The sequence below is a fragment of the Marinobacter sp. MA genome (assembly GCF_048298425.1).
Lineage (GTDB): Bacteria > Pseudomonadota > Gammaproteobacteria > Pseudomonadales > Oleiphilaceae > Marinobacter > Marinobacter salsuginis.
Window position 1 is genome coordinate 3,548,375 of sequence record NZ_CP103058.1, and the last position, 14,170, is coordinate 3,562,544.

General features: G+C 56.5%; 14 protein-coding genes and 1 tRNA gene. 7 read left to right on the plus strand and 8 right to left on the minus strand.

What is annotated here, in order from left to right; genetic code table 11:
• Positions 1-36: 36 nt before the first annotated feature.
• Entirely contained in the window at positions 37-630 is a 594-nt protein-coding gene (gene hisB, locus NUW46_RS16490; protein WP_014578250.1) for an imidazoleglycerol-phosphate dehydratase HisB, read from the minus strand.
• Between the two features lie 138 nt (positions 631-768).
• A complete protein-coding gene (locus NUW46_RS16495) occupies positions 769-1,230 on the minus strand; it encodes an SRPBCC family protein (protein WP_418140716.1) in 462 nt (153 codons plus the stop codon).
• A 193-nt stretch (positions 1,231-1,423) separates the two neighbouring features.
• On the opposite strand from NUW46_RS16495, the gene NUW46_RS16500 reads away from it, so the two are divergent.
• The 5 genes from NUW46_RS16500 to NUW46_RS16520 all read left to right on the plus strand — a co-directional run bounded on the left by NUW46_RS16500 (position 1,424) and on the right by NUW46_RS16520 (position 7,231).
• The gene (locus tag NUW46_RS16500) at positions 1,424-3,589 is read left to right on the plus strand and encodes an AsmA family protein (RefSeq protein WP_418140717.1); all 2,166 of its coding nucleotides are present in this window, start codon (positions 1,424-1,426) and stop codon (positions 3,587-3,589) included.
• Positions 3,589-4,656 (plus strand): A/G-specific adenine glycosylase, encoded by a 1,068-nt coding sequence (gene mutY / locus NUW46_RS16505; RefSeq protein ID WP_222465354.1) that lies wholly within the window; start codon positions 3,589-3,591, stop codon positions 4,654-4,656. The genes NUW46_RS16500 and mutY overlap by 1 nt, the downstream gene beginning before the upstream one ends.
• Before the next feature lie 75 nt (positions 4,657-4,731).
• A complete protein-coding gene (locus NUW46_RS16510; protein ID WP_008169302.1) occupies positions 4,732-5,004 on the plus strand; it encodes an oxidative damage protection protein in 273 nt (90 codons plus the stop codon).
• A 121-nt stretch (positions 5,005-5,125) separates the two neighbouring features.
• Positions 5,126-5,201, plus strand: a tRNA-Phe gene (locus tag NUW46_RS16515).
• Positions 5,202-5,662: 461 nt separating this feature from the next.
• Positions 5,663-7,231 carry a methyl-accepting chemotaxis protein gene (locus NUW46_RS16520; protein ID WP_418140718.1) on the plus strand — a complete coding sequence of 523 codons (1,569 nt, stop codon included), beginning with the start codon at positions 5,663-5,665 and terminating at the stop codon, positions 7,229-7,231.
• Between the two features lie 40 nt (positions 7,232-7,271).
• On the opposite strand, the gene NUW46_RS16525 is transcribed toward NUW46_RS16520, so the two are convergent.
• On the minus strand, positions 7,272-7,460 hold the full coding sequence (locus NUW46_RS16525) for a hypothetical protein (RefSeq protein WP_305965749.1): 189 nt from the start codon (positions 7,458-7,460) through the stop codon (positions 7,272-7,274).
• A gap of 165 nt (positions 7,461-7,625) precedes the next feature.
• Entirely contained in the window at positions 7,626-8,066 is a 441-nt protein-coding gene (locus tag NUW46_RS16530) for a universal stress protein (RefSeq protein ID WP_069181866.1), read from the minus strand.
• Between the two features lie 189 nt (positions 8,067-8,255).
• Here NUW46_RS16530 and NUW46_RS16535 point away from each other — a divergent pair, with 189 nt between their 5' ends.
• A complete protein-coding gene (locus tag NUW46_RS16535; RefSeq protein ID WP_153637436.1) occupies positions 8,256-9,218 on the plus strand; it encodes a calcium/sodium antiporter in 963 nt (320 codons plus the stop codon).
• Positions 9,219-9,221: 3 nt separating this feature from the next.
• Positions 9,222-9,842: a homoserine/homoserine lactone efflux protein gene (gene rhtB / locus NUW46_RS16540; protein ID WP_209400140.1), complete on the plus strand. Its 621-nt coding sequence runs from the start codon at positions 9,222-9,224 to the stop codon at positions 9,840-9,842.
• Between the two features lie 12 nt (positions 9,843-9,854).
• Here rhtB and NUW46_RS16545 read toward each other — a convergent pair whose 3' ends face one another.
• The 4 genes from NUW46_RS16545 to NUW46_RS16560 form a co-directional block, all read right to left on the minus strand.
• On the minus strand, positions 9,855-10,295 hold the full coding sequence (locus NUW46_RS16545; RefSeq protein ID WP_222465356.1) for a DUF4124 domain-containing protein: 441 nt from the start codon (positions 10,293-10,295) through the stop codon (positions 9,855-9,857).
• Between the two features lie 118 nt (positions 10,296-10,413).
• Positions 10,414-11,622, minus strand: a complete 1,209-nt coding sequence (glcF, locus tag NUW46_RS16550) for a glycolate oxidase subunit GlcF (RefSeq protein WP_222465357.1) — start codon at positions 11,620-11,622, stop codon at positions 10,414-10,416.
• 2 nt (positions 11,623-11,624) lie between these two features.
• The gene (glcE, locus tag NUW46_RS16555) at positions 11,625-12,692 is read right to left on the minus strand and encodes a glycolate oxidase subunit GlcE (protein WP_418140719.1); all 1,068 of its coding nucleotides are present in this window, start codon (positions 12,690-12,692) and stop codon (positions 11,625-11,627) included.
• Positions 12,685-14,157 carry an FAD-linked oxidase C-terminal domain-containing protein gene (locus NUW46_RS16560; RefSeq protein ID WP_069181872.1) on the minus strand — a complete coding sequence of 491 codons (1,473 nt, stop codon included), beginning with the start codon at positions 14,155-14,157 and terminating at the stop codon, positions 12,685-12,687. The genes glcE and NUW46_RS16560 overlap by 8 nt, the downstream gene beginning before the upstream one ends.
• Positions 14,158-14,170 lie beyond the last annotated feature (13 nt).

Below are 14,170 nucleotides of genomic sequence, written 5' to 3' on the forward strand. Positions count from 1 at the left end.
TTGACCGGCCACAACTGACCGGTTAAAGCGAGCCTTTTACAACGAGCCTTTGGTGGACGGCGTAATACCGGCCATGCGCTCGTCCATCTCGATCGCCATGCGCAGGGCACGGCCAAAGGCTTTAAACACGGTTTCAATCTGGTGGTGGGTATTCTTGCCCTTCAGATTGTCGATGTGCAGGGTCACCATGGAGTGGTTCACAAAGCCGTGGAAGAACTCCTCGAACAGGTCAACGTCAAAACCGCCGACGGCGCCACGGGTGTAGGGCACATCCATCATCAGGCCCGGGCGGCCGGAAAGATCGATAACCACACGGGAAAGAGCCTCGTCCAACGGCACATAGGCGTGGCCATAACGGCGGATACCCTTTTTGTCGCCAACGGCCTGCTTGAAGGCCTGGCCAAGGGTGATACCGATGTCTTCAACGGTGTGGTGGTCATCGATGTGCAGATCGCCCCTGGAAACGATATTCAGATCAACCAGGCCATGACGGGCAATCTGATCCATCATGTGCTCCAGAAAGGGCACGCCGGTGTCGAAACTGGATTTACCGGTACCGTCGAGATCAATCTCAACGGTGATCTGGGTTTCAAGGGTATTTCTTTCTACCCGAGCCTTGCGTTCGGCCATGGGGACTCCGTGACAATTGAGCGGCATAACGCCGGAAAAATTCTATCCGGCGATTATACCTTTTATGTCCGCCAGAGTCCCACAACCGGTTTAATCGCTGCGATAGCGAAACGCGGTTATTCAGCAGACCGGGTCTTGTCAGAAAGCCTTTTTGAGGTTGTTCATGTAGGTGTCCACGAGACTGTTGAACTCGTGTTTGATAACCGGACTTATTGCCAGCTTGAGCAGGCTTGGCAGGGGCACCGTCAACTCTGCACTGGTCTGGAATTTCACGGCCGTGGCATTGTCGCCCTTGGATTTAATGGTCCAGGAACCGCTTACAACGCCGTTGCCTTCGCCTTTTACCGGCTCCCAGGTAATCCTTCCGGCGTCTTTGTCCGAATGGTATTTGCAGGCGTAAACGGACTGGATGGCGTGCTTGTCGACACCAACTTTTTCCATTTCCCAGCGGTAGGTGTTGTCGCCGAGGTCGGTCAGTTTGTGAACCTTGGGAAAGTGACTGGCTGAACGTGGCACATCGGCCAGCAGATCAAACACTTCATCATAGCCTCCGGGAATCTCAAGCTCCCGGTTCAGCTCAATAGAGACGGTAATAGCCACGGCCAACTCCTTCTTGTGTTTATAGGTATCAATGTAGTCGGAAAATCAAGGACGTGTATTTTGGCCCAACACTACCGCATTGTCATACTCCTGCGCTGTTAATTTGTTAACCCTGCGTTATCCTTTGGGTCATTGGCGTCGGTATTCGCCGCGAATACTGCAAGCTCCCAACATTAGGAAGGAAGCCTGAATCATGAAAGCCGTCCGTTATGTGCTGATTGGTATCGTTGCACTCATCGTTCTTGCTGTGGCTGCCGTTGCCATCGCCATGGCCGTGATCAACCCCAACGACTATAAGCCTCAGATTGAACAAGCCGTTGAAGATGCAACGAACCTGGACCTCATCCTTGAGGGCGACATTGGCTGGTCTTTTATTCCACTCGGTCTGGAGCTGAATTCCGTAGAAGCCACACTGGAGGGTGATCGCTTTGTGGCCCTGGAGCAGTTGGTTGCCCAGATCGATTTCTGGTCGCTTATTGCCATGTCGCCACGGGTAAACACCTTCGTGCTGGACGGGTTGGACGCCCGGCTGGAAGTGGACGAACAGGGCAACGGCAACTGGACCAGAATCATGCCCGAGGAGTCAGCCGGAGCGGCAACGGAAGAATCAGCCGGCACCCAGGATGAGCAGGCTCAGGAAGGTGAAGGAGCCGGCGGCGAGCCCTTGAACTTCAACGTTGAGAACGTTCAGATCAGTAATGCCCAGGTGCACTACACGGACAAGAGCACCGGCCAATCGGTCACTCTGGAGAACTTCACCGTTAACGCCAGCAATATCACCCTGGGTTCCGAGTTCCCGCTCGAAATCGGATTCCGGGTTGCCACTACCCAGCCCACGTTTGAAGTGGATGGCAGCATCAGCGCCCGCCTCGCTGCCAACGAAGCGCTCGACGAATTCGCCGTATCCAGCCTGAATGCTGTGTTTGACATGACCGGCGAGCCGTTCGGCGGCAAAGAGGTCACTGCTGAACTTGGCGGCTCTGCCCGGGCGAATCTGGAAAACGAAACCGCCACTCTGAGCGGCTTTACCGCCAGCCTGGCCAACCTGAACCTGTCTACCGATCTGGATGTCTCCGGATTCGGCAACAAGCCAACCCTGAGCGGCAAGATCTCCATCGCTGAGTTCTCGCTGAAAGACCTTCTGAACAACCTCGGCCAGCCTGCAGTGGAAACCAGCGATGCGGACGTGCTTGAAGCCATCGCATTCTCCACCGGAATTGGCGGTCCGGCGGGCAAGGTGGAACTCACCAATCTGACCATCAAACTGGATGACACCACGTTCAATGGCTCTGGCAGTTACAACCTGGCCGATTCGGGCATCGTCTTCAACCTTCAGGGTGACCAGTTGAATGCCGACCGCTACCTGCCACCCAAGGCAGAGGGGGAAGCCGAGGAAGCACCTACTAACCAGGAAACCGCGGCAACTGGACCGGAGGGCGACCTGCTGCCCCTGGAGACCCTTCGCAGCCTGTTGCTGGATATTGATCTGGGTCTCGGACAGCTGATCGTCAGCAACCTGACCATCAACGAAATCAAGGCGAGCACTACCGCGAAAAACGGCCTGCTCAAGATTGATGAGTTCAGCGGCAAACTTTACAAAGGCAGCTTTGGCGCCAATGTGACCATCGACGCCCGCAGCGACAACCCGAAATGGACCGTGGCTTCAGACGTTACCAACGTTCAGACCCTGCCCCTGCTCACCGATCTTGCGGAGGTAGACATGCTCGGCGGCGGTGCGAACCTCAAAGTGAACGCCACCACCACCGGTAACCGAATCTCGTTACTGCGCAGCAATGCTGACGGCCAGATCAGCTTCAACCTGGCAGAGGGCGAGTTCCGTCGCATGAACCTGACCCGCATGGCCTGCCAGGGCATCGCACTGGTCAACCAGGAAGATCTGACAACCACAGACTGGGGCACCAGCACGCCGTTCAACGACATGCGTGGCACCCTGGACATCAACGGCAACACTCTGAATAACACCGATCTGGTCGCCGCACTGGCCGGCATGCGCCTTGAGGGCAACGGTACCGTGGATATGGCCCAGAGCCAGCTGGATTACGAAGTGGGCCTGAGAATCGTCGGTGAGATCCACAGGGACGAGGCCTGCCGTGTCACCGAATACGTGGAAAACGCGGTTATTCCTGTAGAGTGCCGGGGCAACTTCGCCGAGGACCCGGCCGGCCTGTGTTCTTTCGACGGATCCCGCTTCCGGGACACTCTGAAAACCATCGCGGAAAACGCTGCCAAGGCAAAAGCCCGAGAGGAAGTCGACAAGGCAAAAGCCAAGGCGGAGGAAAAGGTGAAAGAAAAGGTTCAGGAGCAACTCGGCGACAAACTGAAAGGTCTGTTCAACTGATGCACGACCGTTTCGCCGACAAGCTGCTGCAATGGTACGACAGCCACGGCCGGCATGACCTGCCGTGGCATCACAACCGGAACGCCTACCGGGTGTGGGTCTCGGAAATCATGTTGCAGCAAACCCAGGTAACCACCGTTATCCCCTACTTCGAAGCGTTCATGAAACGCTTCCCGGACGTCCACGCCCTGGCCGAAGCCCCCGTGGATGATGTGCTCAGCCACTGGTCCGGCCTTGGATACTACGCCCGGGCCCGTAACCTGCAAAAAGCCGCGCAGACTGTTGTTCAGGACTTTGCTGGTGAGTTCCCACAAACCCAGGAAGAGCTCGAATCCCTGACCGGCATCGGCCGCTCCACAGCCGCCGCCATCCTGGCCCAGGCCTTCGGCATTCGCGCCGCCATCCTGGATGGCAACGTCAAACGGGTGCTGGCGCGCTACCATGCGATCCCCGGCTGGCCCGGACAGACCGCCGTTCTCAATCAACTCTGGCAACGGGCGGAAGAGCATACTCCTGAACAGCGGGTGCGTGACTACACCCAGGGCATCATGGACCTGGGCGCCATGGTTTGTACCCGCAACCGACCGGCCTGTGAGAGCTGCCCGCTGCAAGAAGGCTGCACGGCCTACGCTCAGAATGAAACCTCACTCTATCCCGGCTCCAAACCGAAAAAGGCCAAACCGGAGAAAACCACCTGGATGGTTATTATCGAGGACGGCGAGGGGCGCATCCTGCTGGAGCGCCGCCCGCCCAGTGGCATCTGGGGCGGCCTCTGGAGCCTGCCGGAACTGGACCCGGCTTACGGGGCCGACGAACTTCAGGAGGCCTGCGAGCAGAGCCTGGGGCTGGATTGCGGAGAGCCGGAGCTGATCAGCGGCTTTCGCCATACCTTCTCCCATTACCACCTGCACATTCAGCCGGCCCGCCTGAACGTCACTGGCCAAGCCAACACCGTTGCAGACAGCGATCATCTGAAATGGCTGCACCGCCATGAAGCCCTCAACCTCGGTCTGCCGGCGCCGATCCGGTCGCTACTTACCGAACCTGAGCAAGCTGCCTTGCTTTGATCTGACCGGCCAGCGCCCTCACCCGCAACGATCTGTTATCATCACCGCCAGCAACATTTGCCAACAGGAGCCACCATGAGCCGTACCGTTTTCTGCCGCAAATACCAGAAAGAACTGGAAGGCCTGGACTTCCCGCCCATGCCCGGCGCCAAGGGCCAGGATATCTTCGAGAATATTTCCAAGCAGGCCTGGGAAGAATGGCAGGCCCAGCAGACCATGCTTATCAACGAGAAACACCTGAGCCTGATGGACCCTAACACCCGCAAGTACCTGCAGGCGCAGATGGAACATTTCTTCAATAACGAGCCGTTCGACAAGGCCGAAGGCTACGTTCCACCGGAACAATAACGCCGGATTGATCAAAGCCTGAGCATGCCTGAAAAGATTCGGAAATTTTTCCGGCTCAGTCTTGACTCAATACATCGAAACCGGTTTAATAGCGCCCCGTTGCACAGCAGTAGCGCAACATGCCCGGATAGCTCAGTTGGTAGAGCAGGGGATTGAAAATCCCCGTGTCGGTGGTTCGATTCCGCCTCCGGGCACCATTAAGAATTCAGACAAAACCCGCCTCGTGCGGGTTTTGTTGTTTTTGACTTTCAGTTTATTGCCCCTACCCCGGAAATTAAGCCCATCTGCAATTGGCAAATCCGGAATGATAGATCCCTCTGCGAGTCATAGCCATCTGACTTGCGCAGGTTTCATCAATGTCACCCCCCCTATGCGCATATATCTAATGACTGGTTTTGGATTCTGGAAACTACCGTTCCTATAAACCAATAGTGGTTTCCGATGCCGCTAAAAATGGCTCTCACATCGGGCTCAAGGCCGGCCTGCCTCAAAGACTTACCCACTAGGTCCTGCGCAAAACGCAGTCCAGACAAAAGTCTAATAAAACTACTAATTATTCGTAAGATGAACTAGAGTTAAGGTTTGAATTCTAATTCAAGAATTGTTTTACAGACTACAAATTTCTGCAGGGAGGCCTCGATCAAAGGATAAAATTGCTATGCGTGCTTTCTGGGCAAACCTTGCTGTTGGGAAGAAACTCTCGTTCAGCTTTGCTCTACTCGTTCTATTAATCATTATCGTATCCACTCTCAGCATCCTTTCGCTCAACGAATACAATCATCGCGTTTCGATATTAAAACAGGCAAACACGGCCGAAATCGCGCTTTTGAGCGCGGAACTCAAGGAAAAAGACTTTCGGATTTCTAGAGATCCAAGCGCCATGGACGACGCTGAAACTCTTTTAAATGAGACGAAAATTGCCCTCTCCACCCTCGTCGAACTGATCGAAAGACCCGAAGACCTGCGACTCGTTGAGGAGATTCATACTGATGTAGCTGCCTATGAAAAACTCCTGAAAGAATATGCCGTAAACATTTCCTCGAATACCGAAGCGGTTTCTGTTCTCGAAGAACAGCTTTTCGCAGCCGCAAAAAATGCAATAGAGAAAACAGAACAGTTAAAAGCTCGCGAAATGGGGTTAATGGCTGAGCGGTACAACCTCACAGTAGTCGAAACCGTGAGTGGAATGATCGTTGCCGTAGCGATTGGCTCCATCGTCGCTTGGACCCTAACACGAACAATCACACGTCCCGTAAACGAATCATTGGACGTGGCAAACAAGGTTGCTTCCGGTATTTTAACCGTCAATAGCCGTAGCGATCGGGGAGATGAGTTCGGACAGCTTCTGACAGCGTTTGGAACCATGGTGACAAATCTTCGGGAGTTGATCCGAGAAATAGACCTCGGAGCAAACAGCATTGCTTCCTCATCAGAGGAGTTATCTACTGTTACCGATCAGACGAACAGGGGGGTTACCGAGCAGCAGAGCCAGACTGATCAAGTTGCCACCGCAATGAACGAAATGGTTGCTACCGTGAGTGAAATTGCCAAAAGCGCCGAGGCAGCATTCCAGGCGGCTGAACTTTGTAGTGAGAAATCTGTCAGCGGCGAAAAAGCCGTCAAGGAAACGCTAACTTTCGTCTCGGACTTGAACACACAGAGCGAAGAAGTAGCAAGACAGCTCAATGCCCTTAAATCAGAGACTGACAACATCGGCACCATCTTGGATGTGATCAAATCTGTTGCCGATCAGACTAATTTACTGGCTCTGAATGCAGCTATCGAGGCCGCACGGGCTGGCGAGCAGGGCCGTGGATTTGCCGTTGTGGCTGATGAGGTCAGGTCTTTGGCTCAACGAACACAGACATCGGCAGTTGAGATCGAAACTCTGATTGGCAATCTTGTCACGAGCGCTAATGGAGCTGTCAGCAGCATGGAGAAGGGGCAAACACTTGCAGAACAGACTTTGCGGCGAGCCAAAATTTCAGGCAATGCAATTCAAGAGATTTCACATGCGGTGGAGGAAATTCGCCGTTACAACAGTCAGATTGCGACTGCCGCTGAACAACAGAATTCTGTGGCCGAGGATATCAATAAGAACATGACCCAGATTAGGGATATCGGTGATCAGTCCGCTGCATCCACAGCTCAAGTATCGGCAGCGAGTGAGGAGCTTGCCAGGCTTGCAGAAGGTCTCAATACTCAAACAGCTCGATTCCAGGTCTAGGTTACAGCCGTTGCTGAACCGTCCCTGCCGGGGTATGAGTCTAGAGACTTATACTCCGGACATGACTTGCCCTGGGATCAATGCGCTCTTCCATCAGCCGTCGTTCACTCATGGCTCTTTTCAGTTCCGTGTAATTGGTGGGGCTGGGATCTTCCTCGTAACGCTCCTGGGCCAGTCTCGCCAGGTCACATTTATCGAGCCATTTCTCAATCAGCTCTGTCGTCTTCATAGCCACCTCGTTTCGTTGAATTCACTCGGTCAGCATAAAGACTTGGCTGCCACCCTTTCTCGGTGGGTTTTCGCTTGAATTGTGGCGAATCGTGGAGGGCGTGGGAATCAGGAACGAAAAAGCCCGCATGATGCGGGCTTTGGAGTGTTTACCGAGCTTTGCCGTTTATTCACTAACAACTGTCACTGGTCTATGAGCATGCCTCACGACTTTTTCACTGACACTACCAAGAGTGAGACTTCTCAGCATTGAGTCGCCTCGCCGACCGAGGAACATGTGGGAGCCGGGATTTTCATCGAGATACTCGACGATTTCCTTCGCTGGGTCCCCTTTGAGCAGAACCTCCTCAGCCGGCTCAACAATCCCGCTTACCGCCTGCTTCGCGGCATCAAATGCCTTGCGTCCGTATTCGCTGGCTTCTTCGTCTATGTCGCTCTGTGGAATACCACTTACGATCATTCTTTCGACCTTGGTGCCGGGGAAGACGGCAAGCAGTTTGAGTGGCTGGCTGGTCGCTTTGGCAAGCTCCGCTGCCATTTTGGCGGCGTGTGACGAATGCTCTGAACCGTCGCATGCGACTACGATGTTCTCAGTTCCTTGTGCCATGTTTCCCCCTCCTTTTCTGATCAATGTTTGACCAACGTAACATTCCTGGGCACCTCCGGGGGTTGACTGAAATCAATTACCTTGAGATCAAGTGATGGAAGGCAGGGCATTTATACCTATTGCAGGAACCTGTGGCACCATCGATTCTTGCGCTGCCGAGAAGGCAATTGATTACAAGGAGTGACTGAAATGCTGATGGCCATTGGGGCGATCATTGCAGGTCTGATTCTGCTGGTGTGGAGTGCAGACAAATTCGTAGAAGGCTCGGCTACCACAGCCAGCCACTTCGGGATGCCACCACTGCTGATTGGCATGGTTGTGGTGGGCTTCGGCACATCGGCGCCGGAGATGGCCGTCTCTGCGCTGGCCGCGTCCCAGGGCAACCCTGGGTTGGCGCTGGGCAATGCTTATGGTTCGAATATCACCAACATAGCCCTGATTCTCGGCATCACGGCGCTACTGGCGCCAATCGCGGTGCATTCCCAGGTCATGCGCAAGGAACTGCCCATCCTGATTCTGGTAACCGCCTTTGCCGGCTGGCAGCTTTGGGACGGCAATCTGAGCCGAATGGATGCAATCGGCCTCATGCTGGTTTTCGTGGCACTGATTGGATGGAGCATTTACCAAAGCTTCCGGCAACCGGACGATGCCCTGGCGAAAGAGATGACCGAAGAAGTTCACGCCATGCCGTTGCGAAAAGCGCTTTTATGGCTCGTGGTCGGACTACTGCTCTTGATTGTCAGCTCCCGCATTCTGGTATGGGGCGCCGTTGATCTGGCCACCATGTTTGGCATCAGCGATCTGGTTATTGGCCTCACCATCGTGGCCGTTGGCACCTCACTTCCGGAGTTGGCGTCATCCATTATTGCTGCTCGTAAGGGTGAACACGACCTGGCACTGGGCAACATTCTGGGTTCCAACCTGTTCAACACCCTGGCCGTTGTGGGCATTGCAGGGCTGATTGCGCCCATGTCGGTGGCACCTGAGGTGCTTGCCCGGGACTTCCCGGTCATGGGGGCCCTCACCCTGGTTCTGTTTGCAATGTGCTATGGCTTTCGTGGGGCCGGACGCATCAACCGCTTTGAGGGCGGTGCCCTGTTGCTTGCCTTCGTGGCCTATACGGTGTATCTCTTGGCTTTTTCAGGAGCATAAATCATGTCACTTGCAGCCTGGCTGACCTTCCTTGTTGCGGCCGTACTGATCAGTGTTTCCCCGGGCGCCGGGGCGATCAATACCATGAGCAATGGTATGCGTTACGGTGTCCGCCGTTCGCTGCCAGCCATCATGGGGCTGCAGCTGGGTTTCGGGATCCAGATTCTGCTGGTGGGTGCGGGGCTGGGGGCCATCATTGCCTCCTCGAACATCGCTCTGTCGATCATCAAGTGGCTGGGTGTTGCCTACCTGATCTGGCTGGGCATCTCGAAATGGCGCGAACCGGTTATGGAGTCCATGGATGACGACCGCCAGCCCGTGAGCGGCCACAAACGTTTCTGGAATGCAGTGTTCGTGAACCTGACCAACCCCAAGGCCACGGTCTTTCTCGTGGCCCTGTTCCCGCAGTTTCTGGTTGCAGGTGCACCCCATGGCCCGCAGCTAATCACCATGGGCGTTACCCTGATATTAGTGGATTGCCTGGTGATGCTGGGCTATGCCCTACTCGCCAGCCAGCTGTTCCGGTTCATGACCACCGCCCGCCGCCAGCGGCAGATGAACCGGGTGTTTGGTGGGCTGTTCGTTACCGCCGCGGTTGCCCTGGCCAGCTTCAAACGCGCCTGATATCAGGCTGAGTCAGCGCAGGATGCACTCGCGGCTCAGCTTCTGGCTGAGCGTCCTGCGCTGCTGCCGGAGACTGTTCCCCCTGTCGTTGCTATAGCCTGCCCGCAGCTTGGACTGGATCCGCTCCAATTTGCTTCTGTAGGTTGCGCAGGTCTTCTCCAGCTCGGCATCGGCCTTTTCTTTTGCCGTTGCTCCGGCGCCCGTCGGGCGACCTGAGGCAAGCAGGCCTTCAACCTCTTTGCGGATTCCTGAAACGCGTTTTCCTTGCCCGAGGTTCTCGGACATCGGCACCGTGACAGGCGCCTGCACGTCAAGCTGCTTATGGGGAATTTCTCCAGGCGGGTAATCGGAAAAGTGCGCTACGCCCCGACTGTCTATCCAGGTGTAGACCTCGGCACTGACTGCTGAAGTGAGAAAAAAAGACAAAACGAGACCAGCCATCATCCTTGGCATACGGTTCCACTCCCTGTGGTTCGGTAATTTGGTGGGGCAGTATAGCGGAAAAAGCCGCTAACCTGGGGGCAAACGAAAACGGGGTCAGATGAAAAGTTCATCTGACCCCGGATTCAAGCTACTGATCCAGAAGCTCAATCCAGTGCTGTACTGGCACCGGTGATTTGGTCTCCAGGTGCATCTGACAACCGATGTTGGCGGTTACGATGCGATCCGGATTGTCGACGGTCAGAGCCTTCAGCTTGTTGCCCAGCAGCTTCTGGCTCATCTCCGGCTGGGTCACCGAATAGGTGCCAGCGGAGCCACAGCAAAGATGCTTGTCTTTGGTGGCCGCCAGGTTGACTCCGGCCCGGGTCAGTACCTGCTCAACCACACCATTTTGCTTCATGGCGTGCTGCAGGGTGCAGGGGCAATGGAACGCCACCTTACCCGGATCCTGACGAACCTTCAGCTTTTCCAGATCCTGCTTCAACAGGAAGGCGCCAAGATCGGTGCACAGTTCGCTGACCTTCTGCGCCTTGGCTGCATAGACCGGGTCGTCTTTCAGCAGGTGGCCGTAGTCCTGAACCATGGCACCACAGCCGGACGCCGTCATGATGATGGCTTCTGCACCTGCTTCAATAGCAGGCCACCAGGCATCAATATTCTGGCGCATTCTTTCCAGGCCTTTCTCGTGCTCGGATAGATGGTAGTTTACGGCGCCACAGCAGCCGGCCTCGGGCGCTTCCACCATGGTAATACCAAGGCGATCCAGAACCCGGGCTGCTGCCGCATTAGTGTTGGGCGTCGCAGAAGGCTGCACGCAGCCAGCCAGTGCCAGAACGATCCGGCTGTGACTGGCCGCCGGCCATGGGCTGGCCTGCTTTCTCGGAGGGACCTTGGTGCGAAGCTTCTCCGGCAACACCGGCCGGAAGATCTGCCCCATCAGAAGCAGCACGCCGAACAACTGGCGATTCGGAATCACCCGGGCCAGGGCCCAGCGCAGCCATTTGTCTTTCGGTTTCCGGGGCAGCTCCTTTTCCATCAGGCCACGGCTGATATCCACCAGGCGGCCATACTGAACCCCAGAGGGGCATGTAGTCTCGCAGCTCCGACAGGTCAGGCAGCGATCCAGATGCTCCTGGGTTTTCTCGGTGACTTCCGCTCCTTCCAGGAACATTTTCATCAGGTAGATCCGGCCCCGAGGGCCATCCCGCTCGTCGTTCAGCTCCTGATAGGTCGGGCAGGTAGCGGTGCAGAAACCACAATGCACACAGGCCCGCAGGATGGACTCGGCTTCCTGGCCTTCCTTGGTGTTGGCAAATTGTTGAACCAGATTCGTCTGCATAATTACAACCAGCTGTATAAACGTCCGGGATTGAAGATATTGTCCGGATCGAAGGCATTCTTGATACGGCGCTGAATCCCCTTCAGGGCCTCCGGCTGATGGTGCATCACCTCACCGCTGCGGTCGCCACCACGGAACAGGCTCACCTGGCCACCGGCAGCACGGGCGGCAGGTTCCAGGTCCTTCAGTTCACCTGCGCCCCGGAACCAGCGCTGGGAACCAGCCCAGTCGATAAACCAGTTACCTTCAAGTTTCGGTGTTTCGGCAGTCGAGCCCACCGAAAAACGCCAGAGCGGCACGTCATTACCGGCAAAAAACTCATGGTGCATGTCCTGCACCCGGCGCCAGAACTGGTCGCCCTGCTCCATCACCTCGCCGGTCCATTTTTCAGCCGTGGCTTCCACTCCGGATTTGGCACCGGCCAGGCGCAGGTATACCTTCCCGTCTACCCAGCAGGCGGCCGTGATCGGCTTGGGCTCGGCGGCGCGGCTGTTCATATAGTGAATCACCTCGTCCATGCCCATCTCCTGAACCAGGGTCAGGGAGGCCGCCGGTTTCGGCATCACTTTCATACTGATTTCGGTGATCACACCCAGAGTGCCAAGGGCGCCGGCCTGGAGCCTGGATACGTCATAACCCGCCACGTTTTTCATCACCTGGCCACCAAAGCGAAGGTGTTCGCCCTTGCCATTCAGCAGCCGGATACCCAGCACCTGGTCCCTCACCGAGCCCGCCCAGGGGCGTCCCGGGCCAGAGAGGTTACAGGCCAGGGTGCCGCCGATGGTGGAGGCCTCGCCGAAATGCGGCGGCTCAAAGTGCAGGCACTGGCCTTCTTCGGCCAGAGTGGCTTCGATCTCGCTCAGCGGCGTGCCGGCGCGAACCGTTAGCACCAGCTCTACCGGGTGGTAATCCACGATGCCGGTATGCTCGCCCACGTTGAGGGTTCCGGCATCGGCGTCGGCTTCCCGGCCCATAAAGGCCTTGGTGCCACCGCCGACAATGTTGAGTTTGTGCCCGCTGTCCCGGGCCTGGAGCACCTGCTCCTTCAGTTGTTGGGAAATATCAGCCATGGGCGGCTTCCGTATGCTCGTGCGTGTGTTGTTTGTGCTCGAGTGAGCGGTATTCCTGGCAGAACCGCAAGGCGGGAACACCCTTGCCCGGGTTCAGGATACCGGCAGGGTCAAACGCTGCCTTCACGTCGTGGAACTGTTGCAGCTCCTCATCGTTGAACTGCACCGCCATCTGGCGGATTTTCTCCACGCCCACACCGTGCTCGCCGGTTATGCAGCCCCCCACTTCCACACACATTTCCAGAATGCGGGAGCCAAAGGCTTCGGTGCGCTCAAATTCGCCAGGTACGTTGGCATCAAAAAGGATCAGGGGGTGCAGGTTGCCATCACCGGCGTGGAACACGTTGGCGACACGCAGACCAAACTCTTCGGACATCTTTTCCATTTCCGTAAGAACGTAGGCGATCTCGCGGCGGGGAATGGTGCCGTCCATGCAGTAGTAGTCCGGGGAGATCCGGCCCACCGCCGGGAACGCCGACTTGCGGCCTTTCCACAACAGGGCACGTTCTTCCTCACTCTGCGAGGTTCGTACCGACGTGGCACCCAGTTTGCGGAACACTTCCTCGGCTTCGGCAATATGCTCGTGGACCTCTTCCTCGGTACCGTCCACTTCACACAACAGCAGCGCCTTGGCATCCCTCGGGTAACCCGCCTGGGCAAAGTCGTCCGCTGCGATAATGGCGTGGCCATCCATCATTTCCAGACCACCGGGGATGATACCGTGGGCGATGATCCCACCCACGGCGTCACCGCCTTTCTGCACGTCATCAAACCCGGCCATGACAACCTGAGCCACTTCCGGCTTCGGCAGCAGCTTCACCTTCACTTCGGTAACAACACCCAGAAGACCTTCCGAGCCGGTCATCAAAGCCAGCAGGTCCATGCCGCAGCTGTCCAGACCATCACTGCCCACAGTCACCACATCACCCTCGGCAGTGACCATTTCCACACTGAGGATGTTGTGCACGGTCAAACCGTACTTGAGGCAATGCACGCCGCCGGAGTTCTCCGCCACATTACCGCCAATGGTGCAGGCGATCTGGGACGAGGGATCCGGGCCATAATACAAGCCATACTGGGCCGCCTCCTCGCTGATCGCGAGGTTTCGAACCCCCGGCTGCAGCCTTGCCGTTCGTGCCAGCGGATCGATCTCCACGATGCGATTGAACTTGGCCAGCGACAGCACCACGCCTTCCTTATTGGGCATGGCACCGGCACTGAGCCCGGTTCCGGCACCGCGGGCCACGACCGGCACTGAGTTTTCGTTACAGATGCGCATCACTCGCTGCACCTGCTCTACGGTCTCCGGCAGCACCACCAGCAAGGGCATCTCGCAATACATCGACATGCCGTCGCATTCGTAGGGCTTCATGGTCTCGTCATCGGTGATGACGTAGTCCGGGTCGATAAACGCCCGGAACTGCTCCGCCAGCTCGGCTTTGCTGGCTTTCGGCTTGGTAGTCATAGCATTCTCTGGG